Consider the following 23,886-nt stretch of genomic DNA (forward strand, 5'->3'; position numbering starts at 1 on the left):
CAATTAGTTAAGTCGGCCTGCCGCTATGAAACTTAAAGTCGGCATCGGGTGAACTGATAAGCTCAGCTTCAATCTTACCAAAGAAAGCGACCCGTTCGCTGATATCGCGGCCGGCAATTTGTTGTGCAAGTTCTAGGTAATCTTGATAATGCCTTGCTTCAGAGCGCAGTAGAGAGATGTAGAACTTGGCGATGTCATCATCTAAGTGCGGTGCCAGTTTTGCAAAACGTTCACAAGAACGAGCTTCAATATAAGCACCGATAATCAGCTTATCGACTAACGTATGCGGTTCATGAGTAATGATATTAGACAGCATTCCTTTCGCATAGCGACTCGCAGAAATGGTTTCATAAGCAATACCACGGCCTTCCATTATTTCTAACACTTGATAAAAGTGGTGCAGCTCTTCTTTGATCAGCATGACCATTTTATCGATTAGATTTTGGCTGTAAGGAGAGTCGGATTTGGCCATAATAGCTTTAGAAATATTACTCTTACCTTTTAAACTTTCTAAGTTACCTACCTTTTTGTACGCAAACTCTTCATAGGGCTTGAACCACTCTAACAAGGTCTGGGAACTGGCTTTGTCCACCGCATATTTTCGAATGAGATACATTGCCGATTGACCGGCCTTAAGTTCACAAATTAAATGATCAATCAGGATAGTTTTTAGTCGTTCTGGTTTTTTAGCTTCTACTATCCATTCATCTGGAGTTTCGCACTGTAAAAAACTCTGGATAGGGGCGAGCAATTCTTGGTATTTGTCGAGTGATATCATGATAGTTTTATTAAGGAAGTAGGTTTAAAGGCATAAAAAAGGTCGCGCATTGCGACCTTTCTGGAAATGGGTAATGGTTAACTCAATGTTACCACTTTTTCTTCTCACCAAATAATGCGTCCATGTCGTTATTGCGCTCTTTCTCTTCGCGCTGCATCATGTCTTGCGCATCTTTACTTTGGCGTTTTTGGTCTAAATCATCCAGCATGCCTTGCAGCTTTTCTTTAGCTTGGCTCGAGTAACTGTCGTTTTTCGAGGCAAGTGCGTCAATGCCTTTCTTCAGAAGTTGCTTAGCCGTTCCGGCTTGCCCGCGCAATACCGAATCGTTGGCGCGTTTAATCACGTTCTCGATATTGATTCTGATTTGTATTTGTTCCAAACGAGCATTTTCGGCCACATAGCCTTGGGTATCAAAGCGGCCTTTATTGTGTTCGCTCCGAATGGTTTCTCGCAGTCTTTTAACTAACTTAAGCATAATGATTGCTTGTTTATCACTGCTTGGCACCTTAAAACTATTGGTGTCGCCGCCTTCGTAGTTTGCTTTAAGCTGATCTACTTGGGTCTGCATGTTGGTAATGCGAGATTTTAATTGTTTATTCTTAGGGTCAAGCTCAAACATTGCCTGTAAGGCATCTAGGATGCGCTGATTAAGGCAGACTAGGAGCTCTTTGCTGTAAGGAAGATGGTGAGCGTTGCCGATCAGATCCTCAGTCGCATCGATAACGGCAAGATGTCGAGTGGACTCTTGTCTTTTGTTAGTCTCAACTTTCATGCGATATTGAAGCATTATGTTATAGCCGATGACTAACACAAATAAAATGGCTACTAGCGCAATAATTAAACCGATATTCATAAACTTAAGTCTGCATTCCGTACAAAAAGCTAACCTTAGAGGATACACGAACTTTCGTGTGACAGCATCTAAGAAAGTTACAAATTACATTATTATCTTAACTATCAAGAAACTTAATGAAAAACCGTATTTTGGCCTCCAATAATGCGGGGCCGCTTGCAAAACTCTTTTATTACTATAGTTGATGGCGCTATGTCCGCGAGTTAAATGTCCGATTTTTACTGTCAATTAGAGGGTTATCGCGTTATAACTAATACTTATATGAGAGTTAATATATACATATAGCATGCCGTGACCAATGTGGCTTTGCTTAGTAGCACAACAAAAGTAATGGAGTACGAGGCTCACAATGAAATTACAGCAACTAAAGTATATTGTGGAAGTGGTCAATCATAACCTTAATGTATCTGCCACCGCAGAAAGCCTGTTTACTTCCCAACCAGGGATCAGTAAGCAAGTACGATTACTTGAAGATGAACTCGGAATCCAGATATTTGAACGGAGTGGTAAGCACCTAACCCAAGTAACTGGAGCGGGTGAAGACATTGTTCGTATCTCGCGTGAAATATTGGCCCGCGTTGAAAGCATTAAGGCTGTTGCTGGAGAGCATACTCACCCAGAGATGGGAACTCTGAATATATCGACGACCCACACCCAAGCGCGTTATGCGCTTCCTGATGTCATCAAAGGTTTCACGAAGAGATACCCTAAAGTTGCGTTAAATATGCACCAAGGTACCCCAACGCAAATGTCAGAAGCGGTGGCGAAAGGAACGGCGAATTTTGCGATCGCAACCGAGGCATTACACCTGTATCACGATGCGATCATGTTACCTTGCTACCACTGGAATCGCTCGATCGTTGTGCCTAAAGATCATCCGTTGGCACAAAAAAACAATATTAGTATTGAAGATCTCGCCACGTACTCGTTGGTGACCTATGTGTTTGGCTTTACTGGCCGTTCAGAGCTTGATACCGCGTTTAATCGAGCTGGCTTGACTCCAAAAATTGTCTTTACTGCTACCGATGCTGATGTCATTAAAACCTATGTAAGAATGGGCATTGGCGTTGGTGTTATCGCGAGTATGGCGGTAGATAAAGCACAGGACTCTGACTTGGTCGCCATTGATGCTAGCCATATTTTTGGTGCGAGCACGACGTCAATTGGATTTAGAAAAGGAACGTTCTTACGCTCGTACATGTATGACTTCGTTGAGCGATTTGCCCCACACCTAACCAGGCCGGTTGTTGAACAGGCCATTTCATTAAAAAGTAATGCAGAGATAGAAGAGATGTTTAAAGATATCGAATTACCTATTCGTTAAACTTCTTTCGTCGAGATACGATTCCCCCTACAATGCGCCAGCGAGGGGGGATCACATGTTTTCTATTTTTACTCAAATCAATGCCATATTAACGGCAAACCAGTGTTACTGGCGTTTCGAACCATTTCACTGCACTGCAGAGTCGACGCTAAAACAGCTCCGTCAAGCCCCCGAATTAAAGCAATGGTTAATGTCTTTAAATGACCATGAAGTCGAGTTATACAAGCAAAATACCGCGCCTCTCATAACCAAGATTGGTCAATACATTCCAGACGTATTGAAACTCGATTTGCTGTGCCAGTTGCCGAGACATCATCTCACGTCATTATCCATGCCGCGTGGTATTGAGACGGGCATTCCTGGAAGAAAACTGAATCAGATAGTGGCGATGAGCCAGGCGTCGCTTGATGACCATCAGGGGTCTGAATGGTTAGAGTGGTGCTCTGGTAAAGGTTATCTAGGCCGAATGCTGACAGCGAGCACCTCAGAGCCAGTGACCAGTTTCGAGTGGCAGCACTCTCTGTGTGAATCAGGCCAAAAAGAAGCAGACAAGCAAGTGTTGCCGATGACCTTTGTTCAAGGGGATGCGTTAGCGGGAGATGCGTGGCAGATCATGAACAACCGACAACATGGTGTAGCTTTGCATGCTTGCGGCGACTTACATGTCAATTTAATAAGGCATGGTTGCCAAGTCGGATTACCTGCTTTAACCATTGCGCCCTGTTGCTACCACCTAATTCAAGATGAATACTATCAAGCCTTGTCTGATCTTGCTCGTCAGAGCCAGCTCAAGTTGACTCAGTCTGAACTGCGTATCCCACTTCACGCTACGGTAACAGGCGGAGAGCGAGTGAAAAGGCATCGTTACTTAGAAATGAGCTACAGGCTTGGGCTAGATAATTTTCTTAGGGATGAAAAAAAACATACCAAATACACGCCATTACCAAGCATCAAAAAGTCGGAGTTGAGTTTGGGTTTTGAGCATTTTTGTTTGTGGGCCTCGAAAAAGAAAAACCTAGACGTAAGCGGTATGGATTTCAACCGCTGGCTTATTTCAGGACAAGAAAGGTTTGTTGAAATGGAGCGAATGAGCTTGATCCAGCAAGTTTTTCAACGGCCACTGGAGATGTGGCTAGTGTTAGATAGAGCATTGTATATAGAGCAACGTGGATATCAGGTCAAACTTTCAGAATTTTGTGACCGTCGCGATACACCTCGAAATATACTGATTCAAGCGAATAAAAAAGCTTAAGCCAACAAAAAGCTCGCCGAAGCGAGCTTTAAATTGTAGAGGCCTAAGCCTAACTAAAGCAATGTAATGACTTGTTTCTAGTTAAACATCGCCATTGCTGCTTTTGCTTCTACGTATTCTAGGTCAAACGCCTCAGCAACTTCTTTACAAGTGACTTTACCGTGAATCACATTCAGACCTTCAAGTAGTCCTTCATCAGCAAGCAGAGCTTGCTGGTAGCCTTTATCGGCTAGTTTGATGATGTACGGCAAGGTTGCGTTATTAAGTGCAAACGTTGAAGTACGAGCAACCGCACCAGGCATGTTTGCAACGCAGTAGTGGACAACTTCATCTACCACGTAAGTAGGGTCAGCATGTGTGGTTGCGTGAGATGTTTCGAAACAACCACCTTGGTCAATGGCCACATCAACAACCGCCGCACCAGGCTTCATGTTTTTAATGTGCTCTTTAGTGATCAACTTAGGTGCTGCCGCTCCTGGAATCAATACCGCGCCAATGACGAGATCAGCTTCTAAAACGTGACGTTCTAGTGCATCAACAGTCGAGTATACAACTTTAGCACGGCCTTGGAACTCTTCATCCAATGCACGAAGTGTGTCGATGTTGCGGTCAAGGATAGTCACATCAGCTCGAAGACCAACGGCCATTCGTGCAGCATTTGAACCAACCACACCACCACCTACAACAACAACTTTCGCAGGCTCAACACCAGGTACGCCACCTAATAAAAGGCCACGTCCACCGTGAGATTTTTCTAAAGTTTGGGCACCTGCTTGAATAGACATGCGACCGGCAACCTCAGACATTGGCGCTAATAGTGGCAGACGACCCATATTATCTGTTACAGTCTCATAAGCTATGCAGACAGCTTTGCTCTTAATTAGCTCTTCTGTTTGTGGAAAATCTGGTGCAAGGTGCAAATAGGTGAACAATATTTGCCCTTCGCGAAGCATAGCTCGCTCGATAGTTTGAGGTTCTTTAACCTTAACAATCATATCTGCTGTCGCGAATACGTCAGCAGCAGTAGGAAGAATGGATGCGCCTACGGCAATATAGTCCTCGTCAGTAAACCCAATGCCGCTACCGGCTTGTGTTTCAACTATGACCTGGTGACCGTGAGAGATAAGCTCTCGCACACTAGATGGGATCATACCCACGCGATATTCGTGGTTTTTGATTTCCTTAGGTACGCCAATAATCATCCTGAATCCTCGTGTTTTTTAGTTATATTATCTATGTGTAGGGTAATTCTGTCGAATTAACAACTAGTATAGGGTTCTTTTTGAAGAATTTGATACTGAATATTAAGAAAATGTAGTATATTTTATTGCAAGGAAGTAACAAGGTAGGAAGAAATGGTGGATAATTATAAAAAACCGTCCAAGGAACTGGATCGAATTGATAGAAACATTCTTAACGAGCTTCAAAAAGATGGTCGTATTTCGAATGTGGAATTGTCAAAAAGAGTGGGATTGTCACCAACGCCATGTTTAGAGCGTGTGCGTCGTTTGGAAAGACAAGGGTACATTAATGGGTACACAGCACTTTTAAACCCTCAATATTTAGACGCTTCACTTCTCGTGTTCGTCGAAATTACATTGAATCGCGGTGCTCCTGATGTATTCGAACAATTTAACCATGCGGTACAAAAACTGGATGACATCCAAGAATGTCACCTCGTTTCTGGAGATTTTGACTATTTGTTGAAAACTCGCGTATCGGACATGAGTGCTTATCGTAAGCTGCTGGGTGATACGCTGTTGCGTTTGCCGGGTGTCAACGATACTCGTACTTATGTTGTTATGGAAGAAGTGAAACAAACCAATCACTTAGTGATTAAAACCCGATAATTGACATAAATTTAGCCAGTCACGTTCTAGAAGACGCTACATTGGCTATATTTATTGGGTTTTACCTCCTGATATGGTTAAATCAATACACCGAGTGGCCTGTGCCTCTCGGTGTATTTTGATTAGAGCCATCCCATTTAGGTCATAAGTTTAAGTATGTTCAAAGAGAACAAAGAAAAGGTTGAAACCTTCATCAAATCCCAAGAGTCAGCGAATAGCTCCCGTTTAGATGGCGTACAACGTCTACGAGATTGCTGCTTTATCGTGGGCTGTTTGATTGCGATTCTGGTTTCGATAGCATTGTTATCATTTAATCCTGCCGATCCATCTTGGTCTCAAACATCTTGGGGTGGCGAAGTAAAAAACCTCGGCGGCCATTTTGGTGCTTGGGTTGCAGATAGCCTTTTGTTTGTTTTTGGCTCCATCGCCTATCCTCTCCCAATTGCAATCTCTATCATGACATGGGTTCTGTTTCGTAAACGTAGTGAGCAAGAAGACATCGACTTTATGTTGTGGGGAACACGTTTTCTTGGCTTTGTCGTGGTTCTTTTAACAAGCTGCGGGTTGGCGGACATCAACTTTGATGATATTTGGTACTTTTCGTCTGGTGGTGTGATTGGGGATGTACTCACCAGTTTAGCGATCCCGACCTTTAATACATTAGGCACGACTTTAGTCTTTTTATTTTTGTGGGGCGCGGGATTTACCTTACTAACGGGCATTTCATGGTTATCTATTGTTGAATGGTTGGGTAATGCAGCCATTGGTGCGGTCACTTGGATGCTAAATCGCTTTCGTGGCACGGAAAAAGAGGTTCTTGAACCTGAGCTTACGCATCTATCGGACACGCCAACGTTTGATGAAACGTTTGAAGATAATGTGGATGAGAGTTTACAAGACAATCTGGAGCCTCAATTTAGTGCACCAGAGTTTACCTCGGTACCGGATATCGCTGATACGGAAGAAGGTGATAAACGTCGTTTTAACATCCACATGCCGACTCACTCGATAGATGAAGTGAATACTCCTGAGGTTCAGCCATTAAGTGCTCATGCAGAGCATTCGTCTATCGAAGATAAGGCTGCTGATGAAGAGAACTATGTTAACGAAGAGAGCTATGCTGAACACTCTAATTTTGGCGAGGTAGCACCTGAACTCGAACCAAGTGAATTCCTGGAGTCTGAACATGAGTATGCAGACCAGCATCTATCGACTGATCCTTTGCCAACTGAATCACCATTGGTTGAGAACTATCAAGAGAGTGAGCGTACTAGCGACCGCGCAAAACAACTGGGCGCAACAATAGAAGAGTTGACCCAAGCCGCTGAAGATGCGGATGACTATGCTCAAGGAGCCGAGTTAGTCTCTGACTATGCTCCAGCAGAGGCTCTCGAAGCTGAGCCTGAAGTGGATGAGCTTCGACCACAAGAAACAAAACAGCAATCAGACGATCTCGTTACAGAAAGCATTATTGCAGAAGAGATCGTTCCGGAAGACCCAGACGCAGTGGCGTTTCAGAATATGGTCTCTGAAGCTCAGAAAAATATGGCAGGAACACAGAACCCATTCTTGGTACAAGCTGAGCCAAACTTACCTGTGCCAACTAGCCCAATGCCAACGTTAGAATTACTGTATCACCCAGAGAAACGCGAAAACCACATAGACCGCCAAGCCCTAGAGGATATTGCTCGCCTTGTTGAATCAAAACTGGCTGATTACAAAATAAAGGCAAGAGTCGTCGATATTTTCCCAGGCCCTGTGATCACAAGATTTGAGCTGGATCTAGCGCCAGGTGTAAAAGTGAGCCGTATTTCCAGTTTATCGATGGATTTGGCTCGCTCATTATCTGCAATGGCCGTACGTGTTGTTGAAGTGATTCCGGGTAAACCATACGTTGGGCTAGAACTGCCGAACATGAGCCGTCAAACGGTGTTTTTATCTGACGTAATCAACAGCCCTCAGTTTGAAGAAGCAACATCGCCAACCACGATTGTACTTGGCCAGGATATTGCTGGTGAAGCTGTAATCGCAGATCTATCCAAAATGCCCCATGTGCTGGTAGCGGGTACAACAGGTTCGGGTAAATCTGTGGGTGTGAACGTCATGATCCTAAGTATGCTTTATAAGGCTACGCCTGATGAAGTACGCTTTATTATGATCGATCCAAAAATGTTGGAGCTTTCGATCTATGAAGGGATCCCACACCTATTGAGCGAAGTGGTGACTGACATGAAAGATGCATCGAACGCTCTGCGTTGGTGTGTTGGTGAAATGGAACGTCGTTACAAGCTCATGTCTGCGCTGGGTGTTCGTAACATTAAAGGCTTTAATGAAAAATTGAAAATGGCCGCTGATGCTGGGCACCCGATCCATGACCCACTGTGGCAACCAGGCGACAGCATGGATGAAATGCCTCCGTTGCTAGAAAAACTGCCATACATCGTGGTCGTGGTCGATGAATTTGCCGACATGATGATGGTTGTGGGTAAGAAAGTTGAAGAACTGATTGCTCGTTTGGCGCAAAAAGCACGTGCGGCGGGCATTCACTTAATTCTTGCAACTCAACGGCCATCCGTAGATGTCATCACGGGTTTGATTAAAGCTAACATACCGACTCGTGTTGCATTTACCGTATCCACTAAAACCGATTCCAGAACCATCTTGGACCAAGGCGGAGCTGAATCATTATTAGGCATGGGTGACATGTTGTATTTACCGCCAGGCTCAAGCCACACAATACGCGTTCATGGTGCGTTTGCATCGGACGATGATGTACACAGCGTGGTTAATGATTGGAAAGCGCGCGGTAAGCCGCAATACATTGAAGACATTGTAAAGGGTGAGCAATCTGCTGACACACTCCTTCCCGGTGAGAAAATGGAAGGGGAAGAAGAGCACGACCCATTATTCGATCAAGTGGTTGAGCACGTTGTTCAGTCTCGCCGTGGCTCGGTTTCCGGTGTTCAGCGTCGATTTAAAATTGGGTATAACCGAGCGGCCAGAATTGTAGAGCAGCTAGAAGCGCATGGTATCGTGAGTGCACCAGGCCATAATGGTAATCGTGAAGTATTAGCACCACCGCCAATAAAAGAATAACGCTCTGCTGACGAACTTTGGAATCAAGTGTTGTCCAATGAGCAGTAAACATATTAAGAGATAAGATAAATGAAAATTTGGATTGCCGTATTAGCGTTAGTGAGTGCGACAGCGTTTGCTGGCCCGAAAGAAGAGTTAAATGATCGTCTATCATTGAATTCTGGTTTTAGTGCTGATTTTGAACAAAAAGTATCAACGCCTGAAGGTATTGTTATTCAAGAAGCTCAAGGCAAGGTGGAGATTTCTCGTCCGAGTTTATTCCGTTGGACATCCGTTGTTCCTGACGAGAATCTATTAGTCTCTGACGGAAAATCGCTTTGGTATTACGACCCGTTCTTAGAGCAAGTGAGTATATATAACCAAGAAGCGGCGACCAGCCAAACACCATTTGTATTACTGACTCGCAACCAAGCCAGCGATTGGGATAACTACTCGGTTAGCCAAATCGGCAATAGCTTTGTGCTTGAGTCGACTCAAGCGGATTCTAATCAAGGCCAGTTTTTGGTCGATATTACCGAAAAAGGTGTTGTGCTAGGTTTTGCAGTCGTTGAACAAGACGGCCAAAAAAGTGAATTCAGTTTTAAAAACATGGATCTGACGGTACCAGATAATTCTCGATTTACTTTTGTTCCACCGGTTGGAATCGAAGTTAATGATGAGCGCAACTAAGGCTTCCCATTGAGTAACTTCAGCTTAGATTTTTCATCAGGTGATGATTTTCGTCCACTGGCTGCGCGTATGCGGCCTCAAACTGTTGAGCAATATATCGGTCAACAGCATATTCTTGGGCCAAACAAACCATTGCGCCGAGCGTTAGAAGCTGGCCATATTCACTCGATGATTTTGTGGGGGCCACCGGGCACAGGGAAAACCACCTTAGCTGAAGTTGCGGCAAATTACGCGAACGCTGAAGTAGAACGAGTGTCGGCTGTTACTTCTGGCGTGAAAGACATTCGCGCTGCTATTGAAAAGGCACGTGAAAATAAATTAGCGGGCTTGCGTACTATCTTGTTTGTAGACGAAGTCCATCGCTTCAATAAAAGCCAACAAGATGCTTTTCTGCCACACATCGAAGATGGCACAATCACCTTTATTGGTGCCACCACAGAGAACCCTTCTTTTGAACTCAATAACGCATTGTTATCACGAGCTAGGGTCTACAAGTTAACCTCGCTTAACGTAGAAGACATCGGGTTGGTGATTACCCAAGCCATTGAAGACAAGCAGCGTGGCTTAGGTGAAATAGACGCGAAATTTGATGACGATGTTCAAGACAGGCTTGCAGAGTTGGTCAATGGTGATGCTCGAATGTCCCTTAACTATCTTGAACTGCTGTTTGATATGGCAGAAGAAGACAAGTCAGGTGTAAAGCGAATAAGCTTAGAATTGTTGGCGGAAGTGGCAGGTGAGAAAGTCGCCAGGTTTGATAACAAAGGCGATATTTGGTATGACCTCATTTCAGCCTTACATAAATCCGTCCGAGGCTCAGACCCTGACGCTGCTCTTTATTGGGCCGCTCGTATGATAAGCGCAGGCTGCGATCCACTCTATATAGCCAGACGATTACTTGCCATTGCCTCTGAAGATATCGGCAACGCAGATCCAAGAGCCATGCAAGTTGCGATTTCTGCGTGGGATTGCTTTACACGTATAGGCCCCGCGGAAGGTGAGCGAGCACTCGCTCAGGCGGTAGTCTATTTAGCCTGTGCGCCTAAAAGTAATGCGGTTTACACAGCGTGGAAGCAAGCACTTAGAGATGTGAGCAACCAACCTGAATATGAAGTGCCTCATCACTTACGCAATGCGCCAACCAGCCTAATGAAAGACTTGGGCTATGGAGATGAGTATCGTTATGCTCATGACGAACCCGGCGCCTATGCCGCAGGTGAACAATATTTCCCCGTTGAAATGGCACAAACTCGCTACTATTTTCCAACAAATCGAGGCTTAGAGACGAAAATTGGTGAAAAGTTAGATTATCTCGCCAGTTTGGATGCAAAAAGCCCACAAAAGCGCTATGAAAAGTAGTGCTTTTTGGATATCTTAGTCAGGAAATTCTTCTAAGCGGCGCAGATGTCGTCGCTATCTCAATACCAACTAAAAGGCCTAGGATTAGCAATGCTGGATTCTAAATTACTTCGAACTGAGCTGGATGAAACAGCTGCAAAATTAGCACGTCGCGGTTACGACCTCGATGTAGAGACAATTCGTCAACTTGAAGAACAACGTAAGTCCATTCAAGTAGAAGTTGAAAATTTACAATCCTCGCGCAACTCCATCTCTAAGCAAATCGGCCAAAAAATGGCGGCTGGTGATAAAGAAGGCGCTGAAGAGATCAAGAAGCAAATTGGTAATCTTGGCAGTGAGCTTGAAGCAAAGAAAGTGGATCTTGCAGAACTGCAAGCTAAGCTAGAAGCTGTGACAATGGCTGTACCTAACTTACCACACGATTCTGTACCAAACGGTAAAGATGAAGATGAAAACGTTGAGATCTCTCGTTGGGGTGAGCCAAAAGCTTACGACTTCGAAGTAAAAGATCACGTTGATCTTGGTGAAATGTCTGGTGGTCTTGACTTTGCAAGTGCGGTTAAGATTTCTGGCTCTCGCTTCATCGTAATGAAAGGTAAGTTTGCTCGCCTGCACCGTGCTATCGCGCAGTTCATGCTTGATCTTCATACCGATGAGCACGGCTACACCGAAATGTACGTACCGTACCTAGTCAACTCAGACAGCTTATACGGCACAGGTCAACTTCCAAAATTTGGTGAAGACCTATTCCACACAAGCCCACTGACTGAACAAGTAAGTGATGTTCCGCTTAAGAAGTTGTCGCTGATCCCTACGGCTGAAGTACCAGTAACCAATATGGTTCGCGATACGATTTCAGACGAAGCGGATCTGCCGCTTAAAATGACGGCACACACACCGTGTTTCCGTTCTGAAGCCGGTTCTTACGGTCGTGATACTCGTGGTCTTATTCGTATGCACCAGTTCGATAAAGTTGAATTGGTTCAAATCACTAAGCCTGAAGATTCAATGGATGCGTTAGAAGAGCTAACTGGCCACGCAGAGAAAGTACTGCAGTTGCTAGAACTTCCTTACCGTAAAGTGGTTCTATGTACTGGTGACATGGGTTTCGGCGCGAGCAAAACTTACGATTTAGAAGTTTGGGTTCCAGCTCAAGAAACGTATCGTGAAATCTCTTCTTGTTCAAACATGTGGGATTTCCAAGCTCGTCGTATGCAAGCGCGTTTCCGTCGTAAAGGCGAGAAGAAACCAGAGCTAGTGCACACACTGAACGGTTCTGGTCTTGCGGTTGGTCGTACTATGGTTGCTATCTTAGAAAATAACCAAGAAGCAGACGGTCGTATCGCTATTCCTGCAGTACTTCAACCCTACATGGGTGGCTTAACGCACATTGGTTAATATAGAGCGAAATGCTAAGTTCTAAAAGCTAAGTTACGAAAGCTAAGAGCCTAAAAGAACTAAGCAAAAATAAAAAACCTGACGTTTTGGCGTCAGGTTTTTTTGTAAGGATAGAAAAGAGCGGATACAGAAATAAAGCGAATACAGATGTGAGGGAATTCTTTACTTTGCAAAACACTTATTATTATCGAGAGATAGTTCTATGGCACGAATGAGAGTTTCTACATGCTTCACCTCACATACAAACGGAGGCATCATATATATTCGGTTCATAAATGGGCGAATCCAAACGCCATTAGCGACGAACAGCCGTTGAATTTCTTCCATATTGACGTTCTGGTGAGCTTCTATCACCCCAATCGCGCCTAGCCATCTTACGCTCTTCACTCGGTCATGCTTTGCAAGCTCTGGTAATCTTTCCGCAAAGATTTGTTCGATGCATTGGGTTTGGTTTTGCCAATCGCCAGTTTGGATTAAGTCTAAACTGGCAGAGGCTACGGCACAGGCTAACGGGTTTCCCATAAACGTTGGGCCATGCATAAAGCAACCTGCTTCTCCGCCACATACCGTGTCGGCAACGTGTTTTGAGGTAAGAGTGGCAGACAGCGTCATATAGCCACCGGTGAGGGCTTTGCCAACGCACATGATATCTGGCTGAATGTTAGAGTGCTCACAGGCGAACAGCTTTCCAGTACGACCGAACCCTGTTGCGATTTCATCCAAGATCAATAGAACTCCATACTTATCGCACAAACGACGCACTTCAACTAAAAATTGCGGATGGTATATGTGCATCCCGCCAGCACCTTGAACGATAGGCTCAAGAATAACGGCGGCGATGCTTTGATGATGTTGCTGTAGTTGATGTTCAAAGTCAGCAATATCATTTTCGTTCCAGTCATCGAAATAGCCAGTTGTTGGACCATTTGCGAAGATGTGTTCTGGCAGAAAACCTTTATAGAGGCTGTGCATAGAATTGTCAGGATCAGTGACGGACATGGCAGCAAAGGTATCGCCGTGATAGCCATTTCTTAATGTCAGAAACTTTGGTCGTTGTTCCCCTTTAGCGTGCCAATATTGAAGCGCCATTTTCAAACTCACTTCAACCGCCACCGAACCTGAATCGGCAAGGAAAACATGCTCAAGGTTGTCAGGCACTATTTCAAGTAACTTTTTACAGCAATCAATCGCGGGCTGGTGGGTGATACCGCCAAACATGACATGAGACATCTTATCAAGCTGGCTTTTTGCTGCGTTAGTTAAAGTAGGGTGGTTATAACCATGAATCGTCGACCACCACGAAGACATGCCATCAATAAGCTGGCTGCCATCTTCGAGTTCCAAGTAAACCCCTTTGGCTGATACAACCGGGTAACAGGTAAGAGGACTAAGGGTAGAAGTATAGGGATGCCAGATGTGCTGGCGGTCGAAAGCTAAATCCATAAAATGCGCTCAATTAAAATCGTTTAAGTTTTATACAAATGTAAATCTACTCACATTGTGATTGGTTGACAGTTTATTATGGCTAGGTAGACTAGCCAAGTAGAAACACAAAATATTCAGAATAATAAGGAACATCACGTGGAAGCTCGTCACAACTGGACCGTGCCAGAAGTAAAAGCGCTGTTAGATATGCCATTTATGGACTTGGTATTTGAAGCTCAACAAGTGCATCGTCAGCATCAACAGACCAACTATGTGCAAGTGAGTACGCTGCTATCAATCAAAACTGGCGCTTGTCCAGAAGACTGCAAATACTGCCCTCAAAGTGCGCACTATCGTACCGACGTAGACAAAGAGCGCTTGATGGAAGTCGATCGTGTACTGGATGCCGCGACCAAGGCAAGAAACTCAGGCTCTACGCGTTTTTGTATGGGAGCTGCATGGAAGAACCCTAAAGCGCGTGATATGCCTTACCTGTTAGACATGATCAAAGGCGTCAAAGACATGGGGCTAGAAACCTGCATGACTCTTGGCATGTTAACCCCAGATCAAGCGGTTGAATTATCTGATGCTGGCTTGGATTACTATAATCATAACCTTGATACGTCCCCTGAGTTTTATGGAAGCATCATCACCACTCGTACTTACCAAGATCGTCTAGATACCTTGTCACACGTGCGTGATGCAGGGATGAAGATCTGCTCAGGTGGTATTATTGGTATGGGAGAAAGCGCGTCTGACCGTGCGGGGCTGTTTGTCGAATTAGCGAACTTGCCAACTCACCCAGAAAGCGTGCCAATCAATATGCTGGTGAAAGTGAAAGGCACACCAATGGAAGACGCCGAAGACGTTGACCCGTTTGACTTTGTGAAGCTGATAGCGGTGGCACGAATCATGATGCCAAACTCAGCTGTTCGACTGTCTGCGGGCCGTGAAGATATGAACGAACAAATGCAGGCATTGTGCTTTATGGCTGGAGCAAACTCCGTATTCTACGGCTGTAAATTGCTAACAACACCGAACCCAGATGAAGACTCAGACATGAAGTTGTTCAAAAAACTGGGGATCAATAGCCAGCAGGTGAGTCAAAAGCCAGACGAAATTGAAGAAAATGAATTGCTCGATCGAGTGGTAGAGCGTGTCGCCGCAAGACCAGGTAAAAACGACTTGTTTTACGATGCGAGCGTTTAATCAAAGAATACAAGCTAGGCTGGATGAGCGTGAAGCCAAAGGGTTAACTCGCTCATTACTTTGCCTGGATGGTGCCAACACATCAGCATTCAAATACCAAGGCTGTGAAAAGGTCAACTTTTCAAGTAACGATTACTTAGGTTTAGCCAGTGACCATGACATGGTGAGCGCCTGGCAAGATGGACTTGATAAATATGGTGCTGGCAGCGCAGCGTCGCCTTTGGTTACCGGATTTTCATCAGCACACCAAATGCTTGAAGATGAGCTTTGTGATTGGCTAGGTTATTCTCGGGCGATTTTATTTGGATCAGGGTTTAGTGCCAATCAGTCGGTTTTATTTAGTCTGTTAGAAAAAGGCGATAGCTTGTTTCAAGATCGCCTCAACCATGCTTCTTTAGTGGAAGCGGGAATGCTTTCCCCTGCGCGAATGCAACGATTTAGACACAATGACGTCAGTCACCTTAAAAAACAGCTTATAGGCAATGCATCACCCTTAGTTGTAACTGAAGGTGTGTTTAGTATGGATGGCGACTTAGCACCGTTAACTGACCTCAGCAAGTTATGCAACACGACGGAAAGCCTATTTATGGTCGATGATGCACATGGTGTTGGGGTGTTGGGTGCTGATGGTCGAGGAAGCTGTGATTTTGCCAATGTGGAACCTGATATTTTAGTGGTCACCTTTGGTAAAGCATTTGGTTTGTCCGGCGCAGCGGTGATGTGCGGCAGTGAGATGGGCGCGTATCTTACGCAGTTTGCAAGACATCATGTCTACTCTACCGCGATACCCCCATCTCAAGCGTATGCGTTGACACATTGTGTTAATAAAGTGAGATCAGAGAGCTGGCGAAGAGATAAACTGAGTACGTTGCAGCAAGCTTACAACGACAATTTTAGCCAGCTTCCTGGATACGTAGAAACAATCACTCCCATAAAGCCATTGATGGTTGGGGAGGCGTCAAAAGCCGTGCTGTATTCTGATCAGCTAAAGCAAGCAGGCTTTTGGACGACGGCTATTCGCCCGCCGACGGTACCCACTGGTGAGGCTCGATTAAGAATAACGTTAACCGCCAATCATTGTGTTGAGGATGTTCGACGATTGGCAAACGCACTAAAACCGCTTGTAGAGGATTAAGATGTTAGCTCAACAAGACAACGCATTTAAAAATACGCAACGCAAACAAGCCATCATTGAAGCGTTTGGGCGTGCTGCGTCTAAGTACGATCAACATGCGGAATTTCAGCGTGATGTCGGTCACCGTTTACTCGATAAACTACCGCAAGATTTATCAAACTATCGTGTTCTAGATGTTGGTAGTGGTACTGGCTATTTTTCTCATCAACTTGCTTTGCGCGGAGCCAAAGTCATTGCAGTAGACATTTCTGCGCAGATGTTAGAACAGTGCCGAAAGCGTTGCGCTGGAATGGATGTGATCACCGTTGAAGCAGACGCAGAACACTTACCATTTGATATGCAAGAATTTGATGTTGTGTTCTCTAGTTTGGCGTTGCAATGGTGTGAGGATCTTTCTGTTCCTTTGGCTGAAATGAAACGAGTTGCTAAATTGAATGCGACAATCGTTTTTTCTTCGTTATTGGATGGATCGCTACATGAGCTAAAAAAAGCATGGAGTAAAATTGATTCTCATCAACATGTAAACGAGTTTCTCCATGAAAAGCAGGTAAAACTTGCGTTAGCGCAATCTGAAAATGTGATCCATGACCTAGACTCGATTCCTGTTACAGTTTGGTATCAATCTTCTTTTGAGTTAATGAAAGACTTAAAAGGCATTGGTGCAACTCATGTAGCAGAAAGAACGAACGGGTTAACGACTCGCCATTCATTACGTGGCGTAGAAGAAGAATATCAAAAATTCAGAAACCATCTGGGTCTATTACCTGCAACCTATCAAGTATGTTTTGGAGTGATTACATCATGATTGATGCATTTTTTATTGCCGGTACGGACACCGAAGTTGGAAAAACTGTTGCTTCAAAGGCAATTTTGCAAGCGATTGCCGCAAAGGGGAAGTCGACGATAGGGTATAAGCCCATTGCCGCAGGAAGTGAAAAAACCGAACAAGGTCTGCGAAATTCAGACGCGCTGCACCTTCAAGAAGCGGCAACGTTAGATATAGATTACGATGACGTCAATCCATACGCATTGTCTTTACCAACGTCACCTCATATTGCAGCCAAGCATGACGGTGTGGTCATCGATTATGACGTATTAAGTGAGAAACTGGCGCAACATAAGCAAAATGCTGATGTGGTTTTAACCGAGGGCGCGGGTGGTTGGTATGTCCCGGTTTCAGATACCGATCAATTGGCGACGTGGGTCAAAAAAGAACAACTACCCGTCGTGCTGGTCGTTGGTATTAAGTTAGGCTGTTTGAGCCATGCATTTCTAACCGCGCAAGCCATTATTAACGACGGTTTGAATTTGGTAGGGTGGGTTGCAAACCGTATTAACCCAGGCACAGAGCATTACGCGGAGATCATTGAGGCATTAGAACAAAACATTCCGGCACCAAAGCTAGGTATGATCCCTTATGTGCCTAATGTGAAGAAAAAAGACATCGGTAAATACATTGATTTATCTCCTTTGGAAAATGCTAAATAGCCAAGGCATATACAAACAGTCTTCATAAATCGTCGATGTAGAATGCAAAAAAGGGCCGTACAATTAAGTACGGCCCTTTTTAATATTAGGTACGGCTACTTTTCTTGAATTAAGCCGAGCAGCGCAGACTGAGTTTCTATGATGTGTTGGTCCGTTTTGCTTTGGCTGTCAATGCCTAGCTCTTCGCGGGCTTCATCTTCAGACAGTCCTAAGTGGCAACACAGCATATCTATAGCCATTTGAAAACTTCCGTTCTCTGTCATTGTCCGATCTCCGTGGATAAGTAAGTGATGAAGAAGCGTGATATTTTAATGCTTCTTTAGACACGAAAAATTCGCCTATAAGTTGCACTTTAAACGTGTGCTATAACAAGAGCAATACGACCATAGTCGTAGATGAATTTATGATTCAAATGCATACCCGCTCATGAATGTATTTGGTGAATAATCGCTATTTTTTATCACTAATTGAAAACAAAATGTTTCAATTTAAAACTTAACCTTGTATTAAAAAAAATAGACACTATATGTAGTAAAAGCCCAGCGAAAGACTGGTGCATTAATGCTTCTTAGATCTGGAGAAAGTAAATGAAGCGAGTCATGTTATTTTTAGCCACCAACTTAGCCGTTATGCTGGTGTTAAGTGTGGTACTTAATATTGTTTATGCCACCACGGGGATTCAGTCAGGCAGCCTAAGTGGGCTCATCGTTTTAGCCGGCGTGTTTGGTTTTGGCGGTGCTATCATCTCGTTATTGATGTCGAAAGGCATGGCGCTTCGTTCTGTCGGCGCTCAAGTCATAGAGAGCCCGCGTAACGAAACGGAACATTGGTTAATGGAAACAGTAAGCCGTCAAGCTCAACAAGTGGGTATCGGCATGCCAACCGTTGCCATCTACGACGCGCCAGATATTAATGCATTCGCCACCGGTGCTAAACGCAATGATTCGTTAGTCGCTGTGTCTACCGGGTTACTGCACAACATGACGCGTGATGAAGCGGAAGCGGTATTAGCCCATGAAGTCAGTCACATTGCCAATGGTGACATGGTAACCATGACCTTAATGCAAGGTGTTGTGAATACCTTTGTTATATTCCTTTCTCGCTTCATTGCGAACATTGTTGCCTCTAATGGCGACGACGAAGAAGGACAAGGTAGTAATATGATGGTTTACTTTGGTGTTTCCATTGTGTTGGAACTCGTATTTGGTTTCCTAGCGAGCTTCATTACTATGTGGTATAGCCGTAAGCGTGAGTACCATGCTGATGCTGGTGCTGCTAGCCTCGTTGGTAAGCATAAGATGATCGCAGCTTTGGAGCGCCTAAAAGTAAGTCACGAGCCGCAATTGGAAGGTTCTATGATGGCATTTGGCATCAATGGTAAAAGTACAATGACTGAGCTGCTAATGAGCCACCCTCCACTAGATAAACGAATTGATGCGTTACGTGCAAGCTAATTCGTAGGTAATATAGTTTGACTGCGGTCTAGATTATTGTGAAAGCCAGAAGTGTAACCTTCTGGCTTTGTTGTATCTGGGAATCGGCTGGTGGATTTGTGGTTAATAAATAGACACTGGAATGGTTCTTGCTCTATTCAGCTTAAGTCTTAATAGTGGCAAAGAGGTGTTTATGAAGTGGTTTTTATTCCTGGTAACGCTGTACGCTGGATCGTGCTTAGCATCGACTCCCAATTCACAAGACAATAAAGATTGGCACGGTTGGCCAACAGTGGGCACGTCAAGCTTGAGCTGGCTGCTGTTCGATCTTTTTGACTCTGAGCTGAAAACACCAACAGGGTCATATGAAGAAAGTGCTGATGTCACACCGCATGCTCTTGCTTTATTGATCAGCTATTTACGGGATGTTCCAAAAGATAAGCTGTTAAAGGCGACAAAGAAGCAGTGGACTAAGCTAGGTTATGCTGAAGAACTTACATCAGGCTGGTTGGTCAAGCTAGATCTGATTTATCAAGACATCAATGAAGGTGATCGTCTCGTCTATATTACGGATGGTATCTCTGGGGAGTTCATCATGTATGACAGGCAAAACAATGCCTCTTCTTTAGGTACTATTAAAGATGAACAACTGAATGATGCTTTTCTCGCAATATGGTTGTCACCCAATACTCAGTACCTCAATCATCGAAACCAGCTGTTAGGAAAAAAACGCTAAAAGGCGAGTCTATTCAGCCGAAGATAATTTTCTTTGCAGATCTTGCTCAACGATCTTTAGGGCTTTTAACGCAGTTTGTGGGTCAACTTCGTTATTTTCAAATAGATAGATGAGGTCGACAGCCAATTTAATATCATCGGGTGCTTGTTCTAGACTGCTGGGTGTGTTTTGACTCATTTATTGATTTCGCTCTCGGAAGTGGATTCTGTTTTCTATGCTGACTTTAGCTTGTTGGCAACGAGCAAGTCGTTGTTCCGCTGTCATCAGCACATTTTGAATTTGCTGTTGCAAGTAGGCTGGTGCTCGTTCTAATTCTGCTTGCTTAGTATGTACCTGAAGTTTGAGTCGTCGTTCCCATTCATTATGTTGAGACAACTCTTGGTATAGCTGATTAATTGGCTTTCGATAGTAACTGCTGTGCTTTATTTCATTGCGACGAATCGTGGTTGTTGATAGCTCTCGCGTGATGGCTTCTATTTGAGCAATCAAATGCTCGCTAAGGAAGCCAGCGCGAACTTTCGTTAAGGCTTTTTTATTTAGCGCATCAAATGTCGCTCGCGCTTCTTTTACACATGGGCTGAGTAGCTTTGAACGGCCATGAAACAGTTGAGCGTCAAATAATGGCTTATGATGCTCGCCACGCTGTGTATCAAGTTGTTCTGCTTGATGAGCTAAGTCATTCAAATGCAGATCAAATGCAGATAAGCGGCTCATAGTGTAGTAAACCATTCGTCAACAAATGACCCGTTAATAAACCAGGCATCAAACGCGAGCTTACCTGCCAATATTATTACTACGGTAACAAATACTGGGCGAATAAAGGTCGCCCCAAATTTTATCGCGGAATGTGCCCCGACATAAGCGCCGGCCATCAAGCAAACGCCCATCGTCAATCCGAGCACCCAGTTGATATGACCAAGAAAAGCAAAGGTAACTAATGAGGTGAGGTTGCTAGTAAAGTTCATCGCTTTTGATAAACCTGAAGCCAGTAAAATGTTGATTTTGTACAGCGCCATACTGCTTACGGTCCAAAATGCCCCTGTCCCTGGGCCTGCAACGCCATCATAAAACCCCAAGCTGAAACCTTGAATCGTTTGCTTTCTGTCTAGCTTTGGGCAAGCGGTAGGCAGCACATTTCCTGCATTGGGTGGAGACTTATGCCAAATGGTATAAAGGGCAGCTAGAAGAATCACGAGAGGCAGCGCTTTTTCGAGCCAGTCAGTACTGATCGCATCAACGGCAAGGGTCCCGATGGTCGCACCGATAAAGGTGGCCACAAATGCTTTGTACCAAAACTTAGGTTGGAATAACCGCTTACGGTAATAAGTGAAGGCTGCAGTAGACGAAGCAAACGTTGCCGCTAACTTATTTGTACCCAAAGCCACATGAGGCGGAAGGCCTAATGAAAGTAGGGCAGGGACGGTTAGCATGCCGCCGCCGCCGGCTACGGCATCAATAAATCCAGCAAGAAAGGCAACCAGTGCAAGTACTACCATGGTTGTTGGTTCAAGTAATTCCATGTTTATTGTTCTTAGTATTCGATATTACGTTTGAAAGGCGGAAGCGAGTCGAGTAAGGACTTTCCATAACGTTTCGTGACGATGCGTCTGTCTAATAGCACGACTCTACCAGAATCTCTCTCTTTTCGCAGCAATCGACCGACAGATTGAATCAGTTTCTTACTGGCGTCTGGCACGGATATCTGCAAGAAAGGATTACCGCCACGACTTTCAATGTATTCAGCATGGGCTTCTTCAACGGGAGACGTTGGTACGGCAAATGGGATTTTAGTGATGATCAGGTTCTCCAATAATTCACCGGGTAAATCCAACCCTTCAGAGAAACTGCTGGTGCCAAATAGCACGCTGGTTTTCTGCTGTTTACACAACTTGGCGTGCTTACTTAAAATCTCGGTTCTGGATGAGTCTCCTTGCATCTGAAGATTCCATTTTTTTGATTTTCCGGATTGATCCAGCGTTGCGGCCACTTGTCTCATTTGCCAATAGGAAGCAAATAGAACCAAGTTGGCTTTGTTTTCGACAATAATGTCAGGCATTTTTTCTGCTAGAACATCACTGAATTCAGGAGACGACGGCTCACACTTAAGCCGAGGGATATAAAGCTCCGCTTGATTTTGGTAATCAAAGGGTGATGCTAAGGCCAAGAACTGCGTTCCGTCTTCTGGCTTATCGCTTATACCTGCTTGACGACAAAAATAACTGAATGAATTTAAGGCACGGATAGTTGCAGAAGCCAAAATGGCGCCATTGCAACGGCTCCATAGCATTTGGTCTAATTTCCAACCCACCTCTAAAGGTGATACCGAAACCACAAAGTCGCCCTCGCGTTCATCACTGACAGATATCCAGCGAGCGAGCGGGGCGCCTTTCTCTCGTGTTGGCTCGGCCATTAGGTGCCAGACTTTGGCTAAATTGTCTAGTCGATTAATGAAAAAGCCTGCTTCCGCAAGCGCTGGCTCGGCTAGCCGAGTGGCCAATTCACCATCTTTAACGCGTTCACTGATCAAGTCAGCAATCTTGCCCATGGCTTGGGATGCTTTAGCGGATATTTTCTTCAGTTCTTTAGATTCTAACTCTAGCCATTCTGGCAGTTCACCATTTTCAAATCGCAGTGTTTTTTCTTTGAACGCAGAGGGATCAATTTGCTTTGCCAATTGGTTGAGCGACGGAATGAGCAGCTGTATTGATTCTTGTAGTTCATTTCTGAAACGAGAGACACGCTTGTCGTCCGCTAAGCTCGCCAGTTTGGCCGAGACTTGAGTGAGTTTTTCTAACCAACTGGCCGCGCCTTTTAAACTGGCGGCAGCAGAGGAGTGGTCTCGAGCCACACTTGGCAAGTGATGAGCTTCATCAAAGATAAATATGGTTTGTTCAGGTTCAGGCAAGATGACACCACCGCCTAGATCCGCATCAGCCATCACTAAGCTGTGATTGGCAATGATCACGTCTGATTTATCGAGGTGCGTACGTGCTTTTTGGAACGGGCAGTTGCGGTGAGTGGGTAAACTGTTATTGCAACTGTGTTTATCACTAACAATAGACAACCAGATAGAATCTGGAATGGTCGAAGGCCAGCTATCACGTTCACCGTCCCACTTATTCTCATTAAAGGCTTTAAAAAGTCGGGCCAATAGCTCGATGTCTTTTGTGCTTGGCTTCTTGTCGAACATGGCTAATTGTTCTGAGCCCTGTTGACCGCTTGCGGCTGCCAGTTTTTCTGCGCAGCAGTATCGTTGCCTGCCTTTAGCAATGGTAAATGAAAAAGGTTTGTCAGAGATGCGTCTATATAGAGGCAGGTCTTTACTAATTAACTGCTCTTGTAGTGCGACAGTGGCCGTTGATATCACCACTTTCTTATTACTGTGCAAAGCAACGGGAATCGCGCTCATTAAATACGCCATCGATTTACCAATGCCGGTCCCCGCTTCTGCGACCATAATGCGGTTGGTTTTGTGGTATTGACCAGCCAAAGTGCGAGCGATTTCTGCAACAAGATAATTCTGTGCTCGGCGAGGAACAAAGTTTTCAAGTTGATGCTGAAGGTTCTGATAGCTTTCTCGGATGGATTTTTGAATGTTTGGATTAAGCATTTTTGGTCTCTGTATTGAACGTCGATAGTGTACCACATTCCCAAAAAAGCACCGATAAACGGCTATTTACTTATTTTATTAGGCAAATATAGATCTCAATCACAAAAAAAAACTGAACCTTACGGGAGCTGTTTTGTAGTGAACTGTTGACGGGAGATTAGTGTTGTATTTTGCTTTCTATGTGGTTGTTTATTCTTTTTAATTTGTTTGTAATCGATATTATTAAATTTTTATCCTGAAAAAATAAAAACTACAGGTGTTGTTTTTTTTA

At 44.4% G+C, this 23,886-nt stretch carries 22 protein-coding genes; 13 read left to right on the top strand and 9 right to left on the bottom strand.

Features of this window, described 5'->3' with window-relative positions; all coding sequences use genetic code 11:
• Positions 1 to 7: 7 nt before the first annotated feature.
• Positions 8 to 778, bottom strand: coding sequence for a tRNA isopentenyl-2-thiomethyl-A-37 hydroxylase MiaE (gene miaE / locus QWZ04_RS18730; protein WP_290329759.1), 771 nt, complete (start codon positions 776 to 778; stop codon positions 8 to 10).
• Between the two features lie 88 nt (positions 779 to 866).
• Positions 867 to 1,631 (bottom strand): DNA repair protein, encoded by a 765-nt coding sequence (locus QWZ04_RS18735; protein WP_290329760.1) that lies wholly within the window; start codon positions 1,629 to 1,631, stop codon positions 867 to 869.
• 349 nt (positions 1,632 to 1,980) lie between these two features.
• On the opposite strand from QWZ04_RS18735, the gene cysB reads away from it, so the two are divergent.
• Both cysB and QWZ04_RS18745 read left to right on the top strand, forming a co-directional pair.
• The gene (gene cysB, locus QWZ04_RS18740) at positions 1,981 to 2,955 is read left to right on the top strand and encodes an HTH-type transcriptional regulator CysB (protein ID WP_290329761.1); all 975 of its coding nucleotides are present in this window, start codon (positions 1,981 to 1,983) and stop codon (positions 2,953 to 2,955) included.
• A gap of 55 nt (positions 2,956 to 3,010) precedes the next feature.
• A complete protein-coding gene (locus QWZ04_RS18745; RefSeq protein WP_290329762.1) occupies positions 3,011 to 4,207 on the top strand; it encodes a methyltransferase in 1,197 nt (398 codons plus the stop codon).
• A gap of 77 nt (positions 4,208 to 4,284) precedes the next feature.
• Here the strand turns inward: QWZ04_RS18745 and ald are convergent, their stop codons facing one another.
• Positions 4,285 to 5,409 (bottom strand): alanine dehydrogenase, encoded by a 1,125-nt coding sequence (ald, locus tag QWZ04_RS18750; protein ID WP_290329763.1) that lies wholly within the window; start codon positions 5,407 to 5,409, stop codon positions 4,285 to 4,287.
• A gap of 153 nt (positions 5,410 to 5,562) precedes the next feature.
• Here ald and lrp point away from each other — a divergent pair, with 153 nt between their 5' ends.
• The 5 genes from lrp to serS all read left to right on the top strand — a co-directional run bounded on the left by lrp (position 5,563) and on the right by serS (position 12,579).
• Positions 5,563 to 6,057, top strand: a complete 495-nt coding sequence (gene lrp / locus QWZ04_RS18755) for a leucine-responsive transcriptional regulator Lrp (RefSeq protein ID WP_102521801.1) — start codon at positions 5,563 to 5,565, stop codon at positions 6,055 to 6,057.
• 156 nt (positions 6,058 to 6,213) lie between these two features.
• Complete coding sequence (locus QWZ04_RS18760) at positions 6,214 to 9,153, top strand: DNA translocase FtsK (RefSeq protein ID WP_290329764.1); 2,940 nt, start codon at positions 6,214 to 6,216, stop codon at positions 9,151 to 9,153.
• Positions 9,154 to 9,222: 69 nt separating this feature from the next.
• A complete protein-coding gene (gene lolA, locus QWZ04_RS18765; RefSeq protein WP_290329765.1) occupies positions 9,223 to 9,822 on the top strand; it encodes an outer membrane lipoprotein periplasmic chaperone LolA in 600 nt (199 codons plus the stop codon).
• Between the two features lie 9 nt (positions 9,823 to 9,831).
• A complete protein-coding gene (locus QWZ04_RS18770; protein WP_290329766.1) occupies positions 9,832 to 11,181 on the top strand; it encodes a replication-associated recombination protein A in 1,350 nt (449 codons plus the stop codon).
• 90 nt (positions 11,182 to 11,271) lie between these two features.
• Positions 11,272 to 12,579, top strand: coding sequence for a serine--tRNA ligase (serS, locus tag QWZ04_RS18775; protein WP_290329832.1), 1,308 nt, complete (start codon positions 11,272 to 11,274; stop codon positions 12,577 to 12,579).
• Between the two features lie 162 nt (positions 12,580 to 12,741).
• Here serS and bioA read toward each other — a convergent pair whose 3' ends face one another.
• On the bottom strand, positions 12,742 to 14,022 hold the full coding sequence (gene bioA, locus QWZ04_RS18780; protein WP_290329767.1) for an adenosylmethionine--8-amino-7-oxononanoate transaminase: 1,281 nt from the start codon (positions 14,020 to 14,022) through the stop codon (positions 12,742 to 12,744).
• Between the two features lie 138 nt (positions 14,023 to 14,160).
• Here bioA and bioB point away from each other — a divergent pair, with 138 nt between their 5' ends.
• From bioB to bioD, 4 genes are read left to right on the top strand one after another with little or no spacing between them, the layout of a single operon-like run.
• Positions 14,161 to 15,213, top strand: coding sequence for a biotin synthase BioB (gene bioB / locus QWZ04_RS18785; protein ID WP_290329768.1), 1,053 nt, complete (start codon positions 14,161 to 14,163; stop codon positions 15,211 to 15,213).
• On the top strand, positions 15,200 to 16,348 hold the full coding sequence (bioF, locus tag QWZ04_RS18790; protein ID WP_290329769.1) for an 8-amino-7-oxononanoate synthase: 1,149 nt from the start codon (positions 15,200 to 15,202) through the stop codon (positions 16,346 to 16,348). The genes bioB and bioF overlap by 14 nt, the downstream gene beginning before the upstream one ends.
• A 1-nt stretch (position 16,349) precedes the next feature.
• Positions 16,350 to 17,153, top strand: coding sequence for a malonyl-ACP O-methyltransferase BioC (gene bioC / locus QWZ04_RS18795; protein WP_290329770.1), 804 nt, complete (start codon positions 16,350 to 16,352; stop codon positions 17,151 to 17,153).
• Complete coding sequence (gene bioD, locus QWZ04_RS18800) at positions 17,150 to 17,836, top strand: dethiobiotin synthase (protein WP_290329771.1); 687 nt, start codon at positions 17,150 to 17,152, stop codon at positions 17,834 to 17,836. The genes bioC and bioD overlap by 4 nt, the downstream gene beginning before the upstream one ends.
• A 95-nt stretch (positions 17,837 to 17,931) precedes the next feature.
• Here bioD and QWZ04_RS18805 read toward each other — a convergent pair whose 3' ends face one another.
• The gene (locus QWZ04_RS18805; protein ID WP_290329772.1) at positions 17,932 to 18,099 is read right to left on the bottom strand and encodes a hypothetical protein; all 168 of its coding nucleotides are present in this window, start codon (positions 18,097 to 18,099) and stop codon (positions 17,932 to 17,934) included.
• Between the two features lie 324 nt (positions 18,100 to 18,423).
• On the opposite strand from QWZ04_RS18805, the gene htpX reads away from it, so the two are divergent.
• Together htpX and QWZ04_RS18815 are read left to right on the top strand one after the other, a co-directional pair.
• A complete protein-coding gene (htpX, locus tag QWZ04_RS18810; protein ID WP_290329773.1) occupies positions 18,424 to 19,290 on the top strand; it encodes a protease HtpX in 867 nt (288 codons plus the stop codon).
• A 172-nt stretch (positions 19,291 to 19,462) separates the two neighbouring features.
• Entirely contained in the window at positions 19,463 to 20,005 is a 543-nt protein-coding gene (locus QWZ04_RS18815) for a chalcone isomerase family protein (RefSeq protein ID WP_290329774.1), read from the top strand.
• 9 nt (positions 20,006 to 20,014) lie between these two features.
• Here QWZ04_RS18815 and rsmS read toward each other — a convergent pair whose 3' ends face one another.
• From rsmS to dinG, 4 genes are read right to left on the bottom strand one after another with little or no spacing between them, the layout of a single operon-like run.
• The gene (rsmS, locus tag QWZ04_RS18820; protein WP_290329775.1) at positions 20,015 to 20,182 is read right to left on the bottom strand and encodes a pleiotropic regulatory protein RsmS; all 168 of its coding nucleotides are present in this window, start codon (positions 20,180 to 20,182) and stop codon (positions 20,015 to 20,017) included.
• Entirely contained in the window at positions 20,183 to 20,719 is a 537-nt protein-coding gene (locus QWZ04_RS18825) for a primosomal replication protein (protein ID WP_290329776.1), read from the bottom strand.
• Positions 20,716 to 21,525: a sulfite exporter TauE/SafE family protein gene (locus QWZ04_RS18830; protein WP_290329777.1), complete on the bottom strand. Its 810-nt coding sequence runs from the start codon at positions 21,523 to 21,525 to the stop codon at positions 20,716 to 20,718. Before QWZ04_RS18830 ends, QWZ04_RS18825 begins: the two co-directional genes overlap by 4 nt.
• A gap of 11 nt (positions 21,526 to 21,536) precedes the next feature.
• Entirely contained in the window at positions 21,537 to 23,615 is a 2,079-nt protein-coding gene (gene dinG, locus QWZ04_RS18835) for an ATP-dependent DNA helicase DinG (protein WP_290329778.1), read from the bottom strand.
• Between the last annotated feature and the right edge of the window lie 271 nt (positions 23,616 to 23,886).

The sequence above is a fragment of the Vibrio tapetis subsp. quintayensis genome (assembly GCF_030409945.1).
Taxonomy (GTDB): Bacteria; Pseudomonadota; Gammaproteobacteria; order Enterobacterales; family Vibrionaceae; genus Vibrio; species Vibrio quintayensis.